Below are 17274 nucleotides of genomic sequence, written 5' to 3'. Positions count from 1 at the left end.
AAGTATGAAGCGAAAAAAAAGCATATCCATGATGTTGGCAGGTGTTCTCATGAGCGGGTTGCTAGCGGGATGCGGAGGCAACGAAAAGACAAGCTCGACAACGACGACAGGTGCCAAGAATGATAGCAAGGTCATTAAAATTGTATCGCAGTCTCCACTTTCTGGTGGTTCCGCTTCTTTTGGTGAATCGATGAAGCTAGGTGCGCAACTAGCTGTGGAAAAGCAAAAAGAAGAATTTAAAAAGCTTGGATTTGATTTGCAATTTGTACCATATGATGACCAAGGGGACCCAAAAAAGGGCGTTGCCAATGCCCAAACAATTACAGCAGATAAAGCGGTTTTCGGTGTAGTAGGGCATTTGATGTCTGGTGTTTCTATTGCTGCTTCCGAAACGTATGAAAAGCAAAATTTAGTTATGGTATCTCCATCCAGCACGGCGGTAGATTTAACAGAGCGAGGGTTAAAATCAGTAGCTCGTCTCGTAGCACGTGATGATTTTCAAGGTCCAGCTGCTGCGAAATACGCAGTAGACACATTAAAGGCAGCTAATATCTTTATCATTCAAGACAAAACTGCATATGGACAAGGTTTGGCGGATGCATTTAAAAAAGAGGCTGAAAAAATAGGTGCCAAAGTAGTTGGTTATGAAGGGATTACAATTGGTGAGAAAGATTTTAATGGCGTATTGAACCAAGTGGTTGCGAAAAAGCCTGATCTTGTTTATTTTGGCGGCTTGTACGCAGAAGGAAGTATTTTAGTTAAACAGGCACGTGAAAAAGGTATTAAGGTGCCAATCATGGGTGGTGACGGTATCGACTCCCCGACAATGGCTGAAGTCGCTAAGGATGCTTTAAAAGACACGTATTATACAACAGTTGCCACATCACCAAGCACAACAGAAAAAGGAAAAGCATTTGTGGATGACTATAAAAAGAAATTCAACAAAGATATCGAAGCATTTTCTGCATATGGTTATGATTCTGCGGCTGTAATTTTACAAGGTATTAAAGAGGCGCTGCAGAAAAACGGCGGAAAGATGCCGACAAGAGAACAGGTTCGTGATGCAGTACGCGGTGTGACATCTTTCGACGGTGTAATTACGAACGTAAGCTTTGATGAAAAAGGGGACAATAAAAATGCAAAGGTATACATCTATAAGTTTGAAGACGGTTCGTATCCTGGTAAGCAGCAAGGCGAAGTGAGTAAGTAAAAGAGAGAGGCGTCCAATCGGGCGCCTTGTTTTTGTGTGATATAGGCTTCCTGACTGCACGTAGAAAGCGAGCCTCTGTAAGGGAAATCAACAACGAACTTTAACAAAGCATTACAAAAAAATTACTCTTTGAGGGAGCCTTTCCAATATAAAGACTTATTTCTTCGTGTAAGGGAGACTTCTTGATACCTACATGAGGAAGAGGTAAATAGGCCTTGTAGCACCTTTCTTATACTACAAGAATATCTGTAGGATTTATTTTTGAATTTTGTATATGCACCACCTCTATATCTTTTTATAAAATAGATATGCAATTGAAGATTTTAACAAACCTGTAGGTAAGGAAACTATATGTAGGATCTAACCTGCTCTAATATAAATAATATGTACACTCGTAATAAATAATAATTTTTATGTCATTAAATTAGTAAAAGAGCTATATATTCATAGGGATGTATCGTAGAATACAAGCTTTTAAGAGGGAAAGGAGAAAAAGGTAATGTATGAGCATGCATAAACAGAACAAAGAAAATAGAGTTATCTTTATTTTTCATGCAGTAGAACTAATGGAATATGCAATTCTTGTTTAAATATGGATATATTTAGTTGATTAAATTCCTTGTTTTTACAATCTAGTGATAAATATTACAGTAATAAAATAAAATTTTAAAATTTTTTACGAATAGTACTTTACAAATCTTCAAAATTTAGTAGAATATAAACTAATAGAAATTTTCTGATAATTTTATCTCGAAATATTCATAGAATTAACAGAAATTTTCTATTGTCAGAAGATATATATTTTTTGAGGAGGGTACATGAGTATGAAAAAGAAAACAAAATTAGCTGCAGTAGTAGCGCCGGTTTTAGCGGTAAGTGTGGCCTTAACTGCATGTGGCGGCAACGATCAGAAAGCAAACACTGAGCCAAAAAAAGAGGGCAAAGGTGAAGAGAAGCTTGCTGCGAAGCAAGTATTAAACTTGCTAGAGTCTCAAGAAATCCCATCCATGGACTCCGCTAAAGCAACTGATGCGGTATCTTTCAACGTTATGAACAACGTTATGGAAGGTCTATATCGTTTAGATAAAGATCAAAAACCAACTCCAGGTGTAGCTGAATCTTTCAAAAAGAGCGATGACGGTAAAACATATACATTTAAACTTCGCAAAGATGCAAAATGGTCTAACGGTGACCCTGTAACGGCTAAGGATTTCGTATTTGCTTGGCAGCGTGCGGTGAATCCAGAAACAGCAGCTGAGTATGCATATATCATGTTTGATGTAAAAAATGCAGAAAAAATTAACAAAAAAGAGCTTCCTGTTGATCAATTGGGCGTAAAGGCTATCGACGATCAAACATTAGAAGTGCAATTAGAAAATGCGGTTCCTTACTTTGTTGAGTTAACTTCTTTCGCAACATTCTATCCGCAAAACGAGAAATTTATTAAAGAACAAGGTGCAAAATATGCACTAGAAGCAAATACAGGCGTATACAACGGACCATTCGTACTTAGCGAGTGGAAGCATGAGCAAAGCTTTAAATTAACGAAAAACGATAAGTACTGGGATAACAAAACAGTTAAGTTGACGGAAATCAACTTCAACATCGTTAAAGACGTTGGTACAGGTGTTAACCTATACGAAGCAGGCGATGTAGATCGCGCTGGTCTATCCGCTGAGTTTGTAGACAAGTACAAATCTTCTCCAGAGCTAGTAACTTCTAAAGATGCATCTGTGTTCTTCTTGCGCTTCAACCAAAAACGTGGTGGTCAAGACACTCCACTTGCAAACTTGAAAGTGCGTCAAGCACTTAGCATGTCCTTTGATAAAGCAGGTATTACAAACGTTATCCTAAACAATGGCTCTGTTCCTGCTGACTACCTGGTACCGCAAGATTTCGTTAAAGGTGCAGATGGTAAAGACTTCCGTGCAACAAACGGCGCAATGAACAAATTCAATGCTGATAAAGCAAAAAAACTTTGGGAAGAAGCAAAAAAAGAGCTTGGCAAAGACAAGCTAACAATCGAGTTGCTTAACTACGACACTGAATCTGCAAAGAAAATTGGTGAGTACTTAAAAGCTCAAATGGAGAAAAACCTTCCAGGTCTAACAGTTAATATTAAGCAACAGCCGTTCAAGCAAAAGCTTGATATTGAGACAAAAGAAGATTATGAAATGTCCTACGCTGGTTGGGGTCCTGACTATCCAGATCCAATGACGTTCATTGATATGTTCGTTACAAAAGGTGCACACAACCAAATGAACTACTCTAACTCTAAATACGATCAACTTGTTAAAGATGGAAAAACAACTTTAACAACAGATCCTAAGAAGCGTCTGGAAGCTTTAGCGCAAGCTGAGAAAATCTTGTTCGAAGATGCAGCAATTGCACCATTGTTCCAACGTGGTACATCTTCTCTAATGCGTTCTAACGTAAAAGGTTGGGTAGATCACAACTTCGGTGGAGACTACTCTTACAAATGGGTATACCTAACAGAGAAAGAAGACAAGAAATAATAAAAAAGAGAGCCTCGGCTCTCTTTTTTTATGTGAGAGAATTTTCTGTTAAAAAATCAGTTTGTTTCTTTTTCTATATTGATGTTATATCACCTTTTAGGAGTATTTCGCATACATATACAGCAAAAAAGATAGCGGGGAGCATATGTATGTATTCTTATATTGATTTTTTAGCCCTGTTTGGTGTGGGTAGTGCACATCCAGGCGGATTTGCTCTTACAAAACAATTATTAAAGCTTTTGCCGCTCAACTCAAATACAAAAGTGTTGGACCTTGGTTGTGGCACTGGCAAAACAGCTGTGTATATTGCCAAACAGTATGGATGTCAGGTGACAGCACTGGATTATCATCCTGTTATGATTGAAAAAGCCAAACAAAGAATATTACGAGAAAATGTCAATATAGAATTGGTACACGGCAATGCGGAACAATTACCGTTTGCGGATGAAAGCTTTGATATTATTATTACAGAGTCTGTTGTAGCGTTTACTAGTATCTCTCGTACATTATCACAGCTATATCGGGTGCTACGAAAACAAGGCTATGTAGCGGGTACAGAGATGACTGTTGAAAGGCCTTTGCATGCCCAGGAATACGCATATATTAGACAATTATACGGTGCTGCAGAATATTTAACAGAACAACAGTGGTATGAGTACTTTACTAAGCAAGGTTTTCAATGTGTGGACGTGATACACAGAGACACAGTGGCAACAGCGCAATATGAGTGGACACCAGAATGGGATATCTCCGCAAATATTTCTCCATCTCTCTATGAAATATGGGAGCAACATGAAAAGATTTTAGCTATGTATGGCCATGTACTTGGACACCGTGTGTTTCGATGTCAAAAGTAAGAAGGAACCTTGTATGAGGCTCCTTCTTTGTATGAGATGCGGTTCGAATAACAAACATTAAAAGAAGAATAGAGCTGCTAAAGCGATACCCACAATAAATCCTAACCCAAGTGCATACGCACCGCCATAATAGTCATCGTCACATCTTCCGCGGCAATCCCTTCTCTCGTAACCATAGCGATTGCGATCTTCATTGTACCCATATACTTCTTCATCGTATGGAATATAGCCAAAGCCACGATTATATCGTTGTCGAACAGGCTCAATCCAAACGGAATCATCGGAAACCTTTTTAATCCTTCCGATATGATAGTTACCAGATTTGTCTTGAATACGTACAACTCTGCCATTATATTGACAGCATAGATGATAACATTGTTGTCGGTTCATTATAAACCTCCTTTCACCTCATGATAGAGTATGACAAAGGACAAACATTGCTTGTGTGAATATCTCGAATGTATGAGTAAAAAGAAGTATAAGCATTGCATTTATCTGTAAAAATTTATAGTATTAGAGGGATATAGATAGATAGGGGATAGATGATGCTGGCTGAGAAATTACTGTTACATATTTTAATTATTATGGCACCGATGTTTTTTTATGGGTTATTTATAGAACACCACTCATTGAAGAAATCAAAGATACTCGGCGGTATACTTCAAGGAGTAGCGGCCTGTTTATGTATGTTATTTCCATTTGTAAGCCACGGGTTTCATTGGGATTTACGATATGTCCCTATCATTGTAGCTTTTTTGTATGGAGGCCCGAAAGCAGGAACAATCGCCTTCTTAATGGTCATATGTATGCGCATTGCAATCGGTGGTCCTCTTGTTTTATATGGTATAGGTATTATTGTGTTATCTGTGTTGTTTTCTTTTATGTTCGTAAAGCGATTTTATGAACATCCATCAAACCACAGAATCATCATAGGTGTGTTAATGGGTTTTTGGTCTGCTTTCTCTGCTACCCTAACCGTGTTGTTTTACATGTGGAACACAAAATCCTGGAAAGGTGGCCTGGCTGATGATTTAGTACCTATTGCGCTCATTCAGATGCTAGGTATGACTGCTTCTGTTTTAATGCATGAACGAATTGTGGAACGAATTGTGATGCGCCAAGAGATGGAACGTGTCGAAAAAATGAATACACTCGGAGAGTTGGCGGCATCGATTGCTCACGAAGTACGAAATCCTCTTACTGTAGTGAAGGGCTTTTTACAAATGATGAAGCAAGGTGAAAATTATCAATATGTGCCGCTTGTGCTGAGTGAAGTAGAACGAGCAGAAAAGATTATTAGCGACTATCTTAATTTTGCCAAACCACAATTTCAAGAAAAAAGGCGTTTTTGTTTAGATATTGTATTAAATGAGGTTTGTATATTGCTAGAACCATTAGCTATGAACAAAGGAATTTCTTTACAAGTTAAAATTGGGGCAAATCCACTTCTTGAGACCGATGCAGATCAGTTGAAACAAGCATTATTGAATATTATTAAAAATGCCATTGAAGCTACCTCATCAGGAGGTGTAGTTGTTGCAACTGCTGCTGTAAAAAGTGGTGTTGAAATTCGAATTGTGGACACTGGGAAAGGGATGACCACCGAGCAGCTTAAAAGAATCGGAACATTGTTTTACACAACGAAAGACCAGGGAACTGGACTCGGGACATTGGTCTCTTTGCGTATTATTAACACAATGAACGGAACACTGATGTATAAAAGCCAACCAGGAGTCGGTACAGAAGCTACCATTACGTTACCTACAGTATAATCTTCACCCCCATAAAACAAGAGAATACCGGGTATACTAATGCAACAATACAAATAACAGTCTTTTAGCTGTATTGTAAGTTGATAAAGGGGCGTCTAAAATGCGATACCGGCTACTTTTATTGATATGTTTTATCATTCTTGGAGGTTGTGCGACAGGAACAGCCAATTTGAGAGTGCATAAAAATGGCAGTGCTGATGCAACAATTCAATTTGCGCTAAAACAGGAGTTAAAGCGTTATACAGCTGATTTAAATCCATTTTCGTCTATGGAAGATGTACTTCGCAATCAAGGGTTTCAGATAGAGGAGTTTAATCGTCAAAAAGAATTTGGCTTTGAAGCAAAGCGTCACTATCATTCATTGCGTGAATTACAAGGAAGTGCAGCGACAAGTATTCCTGCCAGTGTAGAGAGTCGTATGTTACATGTTTCGTATGAAGAAAAACACTCTCTATTTTTTACGACGTATCGCGTACGTGCAAGGGTTGATTTACAACCTTTGTATGATGATTTTCTATACACGTTTACTCGTAAGTTCCAAGCCGCGGATTGGACAGCGAACTATATTGGAGATGAGCTTACTAAACAGTTGTTGCTTCATGTGAGAGTCATATTACCCATTAGAGCGTCATCGTCTAATGCAACGCAGATTGCTAAAGGCGGCAAAGAACTGGAGTGGAAAATGAGCTTACGTAAGGTTAACGATTTGCGTATGGAAGTAAAAGTGCCTCGTATACGCAACTTTGCCGTAGCCGCTGGAACAGGACTATTATTTTTGATTATTCTGTTCGTTTGGTGGAAAAAACGCCGTCTGCAAAAAAAGAAATAATTGTATAAATTTTCGGAATTACATTGACTTTTATACGAGTAATCCTTACAATTGTGAATACAACTGTATATCGTTATTTTCTTATCTAGAGAGGTGGAGGGACTGGCCCTTTGAAGCCTCGGCAACGGATTTACTATAATACCGTGCCAAGTCCAGCAAGCATCTGCTTGAAAGATAGGGGAATGAAGTATTTGTATATTTCAGCCTCTTTCTGTCTTTAGAAAGAGGCTTTTCGTCTAAAAGGAGGATTGCTATGAAATATGGATTTTGGATGCCGATTTTTGGTGGGTGGCTCCGTAATGTAGATTATGAACATATGCCGCCAACCTATGCGTATGCAAAAGAAGTAGCACAAGTAGCTGAGCGCTGGGGATATGATACGACTCTTATTGCTGAATTATATCTTAATGATATTAAAGGGCCAGAGCACGACTCATTAGAAGCTTGGACGACAGCTGCAGCTTTAGCAGCTGTTACAGAGAAGATTGAAATTATGACTGCAATTCGACCAGGGTTTCATAACCCAGCTGTGGCAGCTAAAATGACTGCCAACATTGATCATATCAGCAAGGGTCGTTTTACACTGAATGTGGTTTCAGCTTGGTGGGCAGAAGAAGCGAGGCAATACGGCGGTATTTTTTCAGAGCATGATGAACGATACGAGCGTACGAATGAATTTGTAGATGTATTAAAGGGGCTATGGACAGAAGAAACCTTTACATATGAAGGTAAATATTATCATATTGAAAATGCAAAGCTTGCTCCAAAACCTGTACAAAGACCGAATCCTATTTTGTATGCGGGCGGGGAAAGTGAAAAAGGCAAGCAAAGTATTGCATCTTTTGCGGATGCGTATGTAATGCATGGAGGGACACCTGAAGAAGTTAGCATAAAGATTGCTGACATGAAGGCGCGCAGACAAGAAATTGGTAGGGAAGCATTTCATTCCTTTGGTATGGCCGCATATGTAATTTGCCGCGATACAGAAGAGGAAGCAACAGAAGAACTACAACGTATCACAGATATAAAAACTGGAAGTGCATACGCTGGATATGACGATTTTGTGAGCAAATCACAGCTTGAACAACAAGTAAAGCTATATGATTACTCAGTTTCTAATCGTGGGTTACGTCCTAACTTAATTGGAACACCTGAACAAATTGCAGAGCGTATTCTAGCTTTTGAACAAGCTGGTGTGGACTTATTATTACTACAATTTTCACCGCAACTAGAAGAGATGGAGAGATTTGCTAAGCATGTGATGCCGTTAGTTGAACGAAAAAGAAATCAGATTACAACATAGAAAGAGAGTGGAAATGATGGGGAAAATTTATGTAATTCACGAAAACAGTGAGTGGACAGTGCATTTAACAAAGCGATTGGAAGAGTTGAAACTACCTTATGAAGAATGGCATCTCAATGAAGGTTGTATTGATTTATCAACGGAGCCACCTGAAGGTATCTTTTTTAGTCGCATGAGCGCATCTGCACATACAAGGGGACATCGTTATGCACCGGAATATACAGCAGCCGTTTTGCATTGGTTAGAGGCACATGGTCGTAAAGTATATAATGGCAGCCGTGCGCTTTCTCTAGAGGTTAGTAAAGTACTGCAGTATCTTGAGCTTGAAAAGCATGGTGTACGAACACCAAAAACGGCTGTTGCGGTAGGTCGTTCGCAAATTTTAGAAGCGGCAAAGCGCTTTGATGGATGTCCTTTTATTACAAAGCATAATCGCGCTGGTAAAGGTCTTGGTGTGCAGTTGTTTCAAAGTGTGGAAGCACTGCAGAGATATGTGGAAAGTCAAGCGTTTGAAGAACCTGTTGATGGCATCACATTGGTGCAAGAATATATCCATTCGCCTGAGTCTTATATTACACGCTGTGAATTTGTAGGGGGCAAGTTCGTTTATGCCGTGCGTGTCGATACAACAGAAGGATTCCAATTGTGCCCTGCAGATGCTTGTCAAATTGGAGACTTATTCTGCCCTGTAGGAGAGGAAGTAGAAACAAAGCCAAAGTTTCAAATAATAAACGATTTTCAGGAAGATGTTATTGCAAGCTATGAAAACGTGCTTGCGGCTAACGGAATCAGCGTAGCCGGCATTGAGTTTATACGCGATGCAAACGGAATTATTTACACGTATGACATTAATACAAATACAAACTATAATTCTGATGCTGAAGCAGTGGCAGGTGTATATGGAATGCTTGAAGTTGCGAGGTTTTTACAGAGTGAACTGCAAAAGTACCATCCAAACAGTGTAACTACTCTTTCGTAATAGATATAGTGAAGAGATCTTTGTCAGATGATGAAGATCTTTTTTGTGTTTGATAGACATGTCAGCCCGGCTTGTACATATATTGTAACAGATACGATTGAGGAGGTTTATATGGATCCGATGTATACAGGCAGTATTATATCTTCGCTTTGTACAATAGCGGGGGCAGTTCCTGCTATGTTTTTACAGCATATTTCGCATCGAGGTCGTGATATATTACTGGCATATACAGCTGGGATTATGGTAGCGGCTTCTACCTATGGATTAATCCCCTCAGCTATGAAACTATCAAATATATATGTGCTGACTATTGGTGTGTTGCTTGGAACGATTGCACTGACTTTTCTGGATAGTTGTCTGCCACACATAGAGCTTGAAAGGAAAGAACATCCGTTTCAAGGCGGCCAACCCTTACTTTTAATTGCGATGGCTTTTCATAATATACCGGAAGGCCTTTCAGTAGGTGTGAGTTACGGTAGTCATGTAGCTGATTTAGGACCATTGGTTTCATTTGCGATTGGACTGCAAAATGTACCAGAAGGGTTTCTGGTCGCCCTTTATTTAGTATCGCACGGCGTAAAACCAATATATGCTTTATTGTGTACGGCTTCTACAGGAATATTGGAGCTTGCCTTTGGTATCATCGGTATTTCATTTGCCGGACAATTCTCCGCGATTGTTCCGTATGGACTGGCGTTTGCGGCAGGAGCGATGTTGTTTGTGGTGTATAAAGAATTGATTCCAGAAAGTCATGGGGATGGAAACGAACGTTCTGCCACGTTCTCCTTTATTGGCGGTCTCTTAACAATGATTGCACTAACACATTTCATCCGTTGACAAAAATAGTGAATAAAGTTCTGAATACCCCTTTTTTGAAAGGAAATTTCAATGATGTTGTCGAATACGAAAGTATGTTGAAATATGGGAGGCGAACGATGTTAGCTGAGAAGTTGCTATTGCATATTTTAATTATCTTAGCACCCATTTTGATTCACCATGCTTTTTTTGAAAAATGGCGTCTTGGCAATTCGCCATGTGTGTATGGGGTATTACATGGTGTCGCAGCGGGTTTATGTGTATATGTTTCTTACTTTAGCCACGGAATGTATTGGGATTTACGATATGTCCCGATTGCGTTGTCCATGTTATATGGTGGTCCAATTGCCGGTGGCATTGTGTGTATGGTTGTATTACTTGTTAGAGGTTCATTAGGTGGTGAGACACTTGAAGTGGCTTATGGAGGCGTACTTTTGATTGCTACAACTTCGTATTTCCTTTCATTGGTGTTTCAACGTAAAAAAGCGAGAAAGCGAGTGCGTATGATTGTAATTGGCAGCATGGGTGCAGTTTGTATAGCATTCACAATCATCGCTTTTTATGTTTTGAATAGCAGTTTGGCCAACCACCAAGTATTGTGGGATTATGCATTGTTTAATCTAATCCAAATTATTGCAATCGGTTTCGCAGCCATGTTAATTGAAGAGAATCTAGAAAGAATGCGTATAAAGGCTGAAATGCAGCGTACGGAAAAATTAAATACATTGGGTGAACTTGCTGCATCGATTGCGCATGAAGTACGAAATCCATTAACAGCAGTCAAGGGTTTTTTACAGCTGATGGAGCAAGAGAAGCAGGTGAATCCTACGTATTTGCCTATTATACTAAGTGAAGTGAATCGTGCCGAAGCAATTATTAGTGATTATCTGACTTTTGCCAAGCCTGAGATTAAAAAAGTAGAATCGTTTTCTATTGCAGATTTGCTAGAAGAAGTAGCGCAAATATTAGATCCTCTGTTACTGGGTAGAGATGTATGTTTAACAAGAGCGTTTCAGTCCAATGCCCGAATGAAAACGGACCGTGATCAACTTAAGCAAGCGCTTATTAATATTGTCAAGAATGCGATTGAAGCCAATGAGAGTGGCGGAACAGTGAGCATAGGTTTATATGTAGCTAATCATAATGCGTACATTCAAATTAAAGATACAGGTAAAGGAATGAATAGGGAACAGTTGTCTCGCATTGGTACGTTATTCTACAGTACAAAAGAAACAGGAACAGGCTTGGGAACTGTTGTTTCCATTCGAATTATTGAGATGATGAAGGGGAAAATATCATACAAAAGTGAGCCGGGTTTTGGAACCGAAGTTACGATTCGATTACCTATTATAGAAATGAAGTGAGCCTTGCACTGTTATGCAAGGCTTTTTTACTTTATATACAATAATTATATTATGTAAACAAATAAGCTTGACACAAATACAAGTCATATCAACTTTTTTTTCTCATATGATGAAGCATAGGAATTTGTCTATGCTTATCCTCGTGTAAAGGTGGCTTCAGCATATGAGAAAACACTTGATGGCCACATGTGCGCTGTTGCTTCTTATTCTGATGTGGACGCCTAACGTGGTAAAAGGAGAACAAAAGCAAAGAACGGTCGTATTGGTATACGATGACTCGGGAAGTATGCGTACTATGAACCGCTGGATGTACGCAAGTTATGCATTGCAAAGTTTTGTGGGTCTTCTTTATGAAAATGATATATTTTCTTATGTTCCTATGAGCACACCAGATAAGGAAATCGCTGTTTCGCTTACTAACAGGCAGTCTGAAATACACAGCATACGTAACTGGAGTAATTATAAAAACACCCCGTTTCAGTCTGTTGAAACAGCAATTCAAGCATTAAAACGTCAAGCAGGGAAGGGTGCTGAGGAACTGTGGTTGATTGTGCTGACTGATGGAGCCTTTAATGAATTGGAAGATCCCAATAATCCGCAGTATGAAGGGAATAAAAAGAGGATTGCAAGTACACTGCGCAACTTTAAAAGTGAAATGGATCAAAAGCAAGTCGCTATACACACAGTATTGATTACAGTGGAATCACATCTTAGTGAAATAGAGAAACAACAAGTTAATACATTTAAAGAAATTTGGCAGGATACGACTAAAGGGATTGTGCTTCCAACAGATGGAGAGTCTGGAATTATAAATAGTGTGAATGCGGCAGCAGCATTAGTCGCTAACCGTGATCCGTTTTCTCATGTAGAAGATGCTGTGAAAACAGAGATAAAAGATAATCATGTGAAGATTACTTCACCGTTTCCAGTGCGACGAATAACACTTGTACAACAGGGGACTAAACAAAATGCACGTGTAAAAACAAGTCCATTTGAAAAGGTAGATTCATATGGAATAGAAACACCGCAGACGCTAATTCAAGGATATATCACTCACTTATCCTATACTCGTAAAGTTATCCAACCAGGCACGTATGACATTATATTAGAGCAGCCACCGCCTCCTGATACAAGAGTATTAGTAGAACCGGATTTAGATTATAAAGTTACTGTATATAAAGAAAAAGAAAATACACTTAGAGAAGCAAATGGAGAGGTATATACAGGAGATCCGCTCATTATAGAAGCAAAACCAGAGGAATTGCCGACAAAATCTTCTTATTTTGCTGCGTATATTACAATGGATGAACAACAACGTTCTATGACCTGGAATGAGGAAAGAAAAGCATTTCAGTATCGGTTGAACGCTACATCATTTCGTGGTTCCATCAGTATGAACATTAAAGGCTTTTATCAACAAACTAAGGAATTTCAAATTAAAGCGGTATCTAAACCACAATTATCGTTGCGCGTAGAAACCGTAAATTGGAAGCAATCTGTAACGGAGCTCGTGCATGCAAAGCCTCTTGTCTTACAACCGCTTTTAAACGGAAAAGCGATGACAAAGGAAGAGCTGAAAAACGTTTCATACCAAGTTCGCCTGAACAAAAATATTCGCTATGAATTGCTTCATAATGAAAAAATACATGTCTATTTGCGCCCGCTATATTCAAATACTTTTAATTTCACTGAAACAGGAATCGCAGAGGCAACTGTTACAATGAAACATCCGAAATTCGGAGAGGTGTCGCAGTCTGTAACGTTCACTGTAGAAAACACATCCATGTGGCAACGTTACCATATTTTGTTGCAATATGTTATTCCGAGTATATTGGCACTTATGATGTTAATGTTTGTAATTGTTGGATGGATTGTCAAGCCGAGGTTTCATCGACGTGCTCTTGTTTCGTATGAATTAGATCAGTCTTTATCAGATGAGTGGATTCATAAAGCGGAACCTGAAGTGTTGCGAGGGCCTTGGTGGAAGCTCGGGATACCGTACCGAGCTGAACGTCGAACAGTCCAATCTGTTACTTTTGTGGCTAGAAAAGGGACGAAAGCAGTTTTAATAGCGAGGGAATGTCAAGTGGAAGGGATGGTGATAGACGGGTCTTTTTTGCAACAAGATGAGATTGGTACTGAGCATAGAACTTTATATCCGAACGAAACCATCATCGTAGATCGCGGCTATGGAAAAGAAACATATTGGTATGAATGTGATTAGGGGGGGATGAAGAGTATGAATGCGCAAGTTCCGACGATTTTAATTGGTTTAGGTGGGATCGGAAGTTCCATTACGCATCGTGTATACGGGAAAATCCCAAAAGAGCGTCGTAAGAAAGTGGCAATGCATGTGTTTGATACAGATATCAATACGGTAGGGCGGTTTGGGAACAAAAAGTTTGTCACACAAACGAGCTCTAGTAAAACGCCGCGCGAGTATATTGCGGAGGATCCGACTATTACAGATTGGTTTCCGGAAGACCCAACTATTTTAGATAAGCCGCTTACCGAAGGGGCAGGACAATTGCGCGTTATTTCGCGTTTAGCCTTGCGTGCTGCGATGAAAGATGATAAATTGACCGCATTTTGGCAAGAGATTGAGGGGATTTTTCCGGTTACCAGTGACACAACTGAATATGGTGTTCGGGTTATTATTATCACGTCGCTTGCAGGTGGTACAGGATCGGGGATGTATCTGCAGACTGCCCTGTATTTACGCGAGATGTTACGAAAAAAATTACAGCATAATAACATTATTATACGAGGAGCATTTTTACTTCCGGACGCCTTGGTAAAAACACGAACAATCAGTGCCAAAGAGTATGAAACTGTTCAAGCGAATGGATATGCTTCGTTAAAAGAGCTACATGCGATTACACTCGGCTCTTCCGGTGAATTGTCGAGACGAGGTGGAGCGACAATTGAACTTGAATATCGCCCGGATCAAGTAGATGAAGATGGTCGAACTAATCATACGATTATGCAAAAGCATCTTCCTTATAATTATTGCTTTTTGTACGACTACGAAAATTTACATGGTCACCATCTGCAAAATTTATCAGACTATATGGAACAAATGACGAACACGATTTACCTGCAATTGTTTAGTCCCATGTCAGCCAACCATTTTGCGCAAGAAGACAACCAAATTCAGCAGCTAGCGGACTCAAATGGAAAAGCGCGCTATTGCGGTGCAGGTGCTGCAAAAATTATTTATCCCTATAGTCAAGTCGTTGAGTATGCGTCTTTAAAGTGGGCTGTACAGGGGCTAGATGAATCGTGGCTACATCTTGATAAGCTGTACGATGAGAAGAAACTGCGATATGAACAGGATATCAGGCGGGGCGTACAGCGAGAAAAACCAGACCGGGGCAGAAGCTTTCTAGAGGATTTGGAACATTTGGCAACCAGACCGGAGCGCGCGCATCCCTTTTATAAGCAAGTATATATGGAAACACGGGAAGGTGCGGAAGGAAATAAGCCAGGTACGTCAAAGGCGAAGCAGTTTTTAGAGGCTGTAGAAAGTTATGTACAGCGCACGGTGCAAAAAGATGAAGAGTTGAATCGTTTACAACGCGAATGTAAAATCATGACTGCCAAGCTCAAGGTAACAGAGCATATGAAGGGAGAAGTGGGGCGGGTTGATCATGCAGTTCGTTTATATGCCTACAGCATCCCAAGCCGTGTCCATGAACATGTCACTACACTCGTATATGATATTATTGAAGCCGATCAATTCTCTCCAATCGGTACAGAGGGGCAATCTTATCAGCTTAATACTTGGTTTTTAAAGCGACCATCACCAGTTCATCCTGTTACAGCTCGTTACATGTTATATGAGGTGCGCAAGCTTCTTGGAGAGCGCATGAAAAAGTTACAAGAAAGCAATGAGCAAAAGCGTGTGTTGATTCAAAACTATGATAAGAAATTTAATCTAGGCAATATAGAAGGACCAGTGAGCGCCGTGCGGCGCGTAGAATTAGCGGAGCAGCAGGGTTGGTTCGGCAAAGTTTTTTATAATATGCATCGCTCTTTTCGCAAAGAATTTCAAGATATTATTAGTCAATATGTAAATAAGCTCACAGCTTATCGGAAAGAAATGCTACTAGAGCTTGTCTATCAGGCAATTTACCAAGCTGTGGAAGAGATGATTCGGCACTGGGAGCGCTTTTTTGATAATTTACATGAAACACGTGAAAACTTATTGCTTGAAATTCAAAAGCGCGCCAAGGAATTCGAAGGCAAAACAAATCCGACGCATGTGTATGTGCTAGCAAGCGAAGATATGCAAGAAAAGCTCTGGAAACAAGTGTATCAAAGCGTAGATAACGGCTTGCCACCGGATATTTCAGCTGAAATCTATTTAAGCTTGTACCGGGCTTACTGTACAACTAATGCAACAAATGAGAAGGCACAAAAAGTGGAAGACTTTTATCGTACGCATATCTTGGCATATTGCCGTAGTGAGCTCCAATCTCGTTATCGAGACAAACTTGATCTCAATATTGTGGAAGCACTCCGTAAAGAGGCAGATTTGAAAGGGCAAGAGCGCAACGAATATGTAAAAGAGCGGATCGACAGCTTAATTCGCCTTGCTAGTCCATTTATTCCAAAGGTTGCTCATCATCGGGAGCTTCAGTATTGGGGCATACATCCATATGTATATCGTGAATTAAATGAAGAACTCCTTCAAGAAGTATTCGAAGAAAAAGAAACGGTAGATACAGCTTTTTCACCTTATGAAGTCGTTTGTTATCGTGCGCATTATGGTTTATCACTTCAAGATTTTCCAAAGCTATCAGCAGGGCATGCGGGACTGAGCGACGGGAAAGGTGATTACTTTCAAGCCTATTATCGTCGTGTGCATAAGTTAAATGGCAAAAAGTCTAATTTAACACCGCATCTCGATAAATATTGGCACCTTCCAGCGTTTATGCCGGACTTAAACGCCACGCAAACGAAGCTTGATGAAGAAAAATGCAACCGTGCCTTTTTATACGCTTATATTTTTAGATGGGTAAGTCTGGCGCTGGTAGATGAGCAAATGGTGTATCAATATAACGGAGTAGGGCGCAGTTCTTTAATTCAGTCACGCGGTCAGAACGTGACAGGAGAAGGGTATAAGCTCCACAGAGGGCTTCTTCATAATCCGTTCATATATGAGAATATTATTACTCGTTTTGAGCAAGAGCAGGAACAAGCATTACAAACGGGTGGTCATTTATATACACATCCATTTGTGACGGGAGCCCAAGATGTAAAATGGTTACGCAAAGAATTTGTTCATAATATATTGGATGTTGTGCTTATGTATGGCAGTGAAGCGAAACGCGATACCACGCTTGAAGAAACATCCGATGAGCTGCTCCGTCTGCTGCTCAATGAAATTGAGAGCTATTTTAAAAATTACTATGGGGCAGGGGCAGAAGGAGTGGCCCGAAAGGAAGCGGCTATTTTTATTGAGCATCTATGGAATCGCTCTTACGCAAAAGGTTTTGTAAATGAAAACAGCGCGTCATATCAGAAGTGGCAGCATATGCTTGGTGTGCAGGATTCCTTTGAAGAAGTAGAAACAAATGCATAAAAGATTAGAAATGAGGTACCCTTACCGTAAGAACGTTTTAC

At 39.8% G+C, this 17274-nt stretch carries 12 protein-coding genes and 1 riboswitch; of the genes, 11 read left to right on the top strand and 1 reads right to left on the bottom strand.

Annotated elements, in window-relative coordinates:
- Window positions 1-4 precede the first annotated feature (4 nt).
- The 3 genes from MUG87_RS03510 to MUG87_RS03500 all read left to right on the top strand — a co-directional run bounded on the left by MUG87_RS03510 (window position 5) and on the right by MUG87_RS03500 (window position 4583).
- Window positions 5-1210 (top strand): branched-chain amino acid ABC transporter substrate-binding protein, encoded by a 1206-nt coding sequence (locus tag MUG87_RS03510; protein ID WP_247085570.1) that lies wholly within the window; start codon window positions 5-7, stop codon window positions 1208-1210.
- 818 nt (window positions 1211-2028) lie between these two features.
- Window positions 2029-3726, top strand: a complete 1698-nt coding sequence (locus MUG87_RS03505) for a peptide ABC transporter substrate-binding protein (protein WP_247085568.1) — start codon at window positions 2029-2031, stop codon at window positions 3724-3726.
- A 149-nt stretch (window positions 3727-3875) separates the two neighbouring features.
- Entirely contained in the window at window positions 3876-4583 is a 708-nt protein-coding gene (locus MUG87_RS03500; RefSeq protein WP_247085566.1) for a class I SAM-dependent methyltransferase, read from the top strand.
- Window positions 4584-4640: 57 nt separating this feature from the next.
- On the opposite strand, the gene MUG87_RS03495 is transcribed toward MUG87_RS03500, so the two are convergent.
- Window positions 4641-4973, bottom strand: coding sequence for a hypothetical protein (locus tag MUG87_RS03495; RefSeq protein WP_247085565.1), 333 nt, complete (start codon window positions 4971-4973; stop codon window positions 4641-4643).
- A 155-nt stretch (window positions 4974-5128) separates the two neighbouring features.
- Between MUG87_RS03495 and MUG87_RS03490 the strand changes: the two genes are divergently transcribed.
- The 8 genes from MUG87_RS03490 (at window position 5129) to MUG87_RS03455 (ending at window position 17233) form a co-directional block, all read left to right on the top strand.
- On the top strand, window positions 5129-6355 hold the full coding sequence (locus MUG87_RS03490) for an ATP-binding protein (protein ID WP_247085563.1): 1227 nt from the start codon (window positions 5129-5131) through the stop codon (window positions 6353-6355).
- A 169-nt stretch (window positions 6356-6524) separates the two neighbouring features.
- On the top strand, window positions 6525-7184 hold the full coding sequence (locus MUG87_RS03485) for a hypothetical protein (protein WP_247085561.1): 660 nt from the start codon (window positions 6525-6527) through the stop codon (window positions 7182-7184).
- Between the two features lie 78 nt (window positions 7185-7262).
- Window positions 7263-7365: riboswitch (SAM riboswitch) on the top strand.
- 72 nt (window positions 7366-7437) lie between these two features.
- Complete coding sequence (locus MUG87_RS03480; protein WP_247085559.1) at window positions 7438-8487, top strand: LLM class flavin-dependent oxidoreductase; 1050 nt, start codon at window positions 7438-7440, stop codon at window positions 8485-8487.
- Window positions 8488-8503: 16 nt separating this feature from the next.
- Entirely contained in the window at window positions 8504-9466 is a 963-nt protein-coding gene (locus tag MUG87_RS03475) for an ATP-grasp domain-containing protein (RefSeq protein ID WP_247087478.1), read from the top strand.
- 111 nt (window positions 9467-9577) lie between these two features.
- On the top strand, window positions 9578-10303 hold the full coding sequence (locus MUG87_RS03470) for a ZIP family metal transporter (protein WP_247087476.1): 726 nt from the start codon (window positions 9578-9580) through the stop codon (window positions 10301-10303).
- A 98-nt stretch (window positions 10304-10401) separates the two neighbouring features.
- Entirely contained in the window at window positions 10402-11646 is a 1245-nt protein-coding gene (locus tag MUG87_RS03465; RefSeq protein WP_247085557.1) for an ATP-binding protein, read from the top strand.
- Window positions 11647-11809: 163 nt separating this feature from the next.
- A complete protein-coding gene (locus MUG87_RS03460; protein ID WP_247085555.1) occupies window positions 11810-13870 on the top strand; it encodes a vWA domain-containing protein in 2061 nt (686 codons plus the stop codon).
- Window positions 13871-13885: 15 nt separating this feature from the next.
- A complete protein-coding gene (locus MUG87_RS03455; protein WP_247085553.1) occupies window positions 13886-17233 on the top strand; it encodes a tubulin-like doman-containing protein in 3348 nt (1115 codons plus the stop codon).
- Window positions 17234-17274: the final 41 nt, after the last annotated feature.

It is taken from the genome of Ectobacillus sp. JY-23, from assembly GCF_023022965.1.
GTDB lineage: Bacteria > Bacillota > Bacilli > Bacillales > Bacillaceae_G > Ectobacillus.
This window is presented reverse-complemented; position numbering and strand designations above follow the sequence as displayed.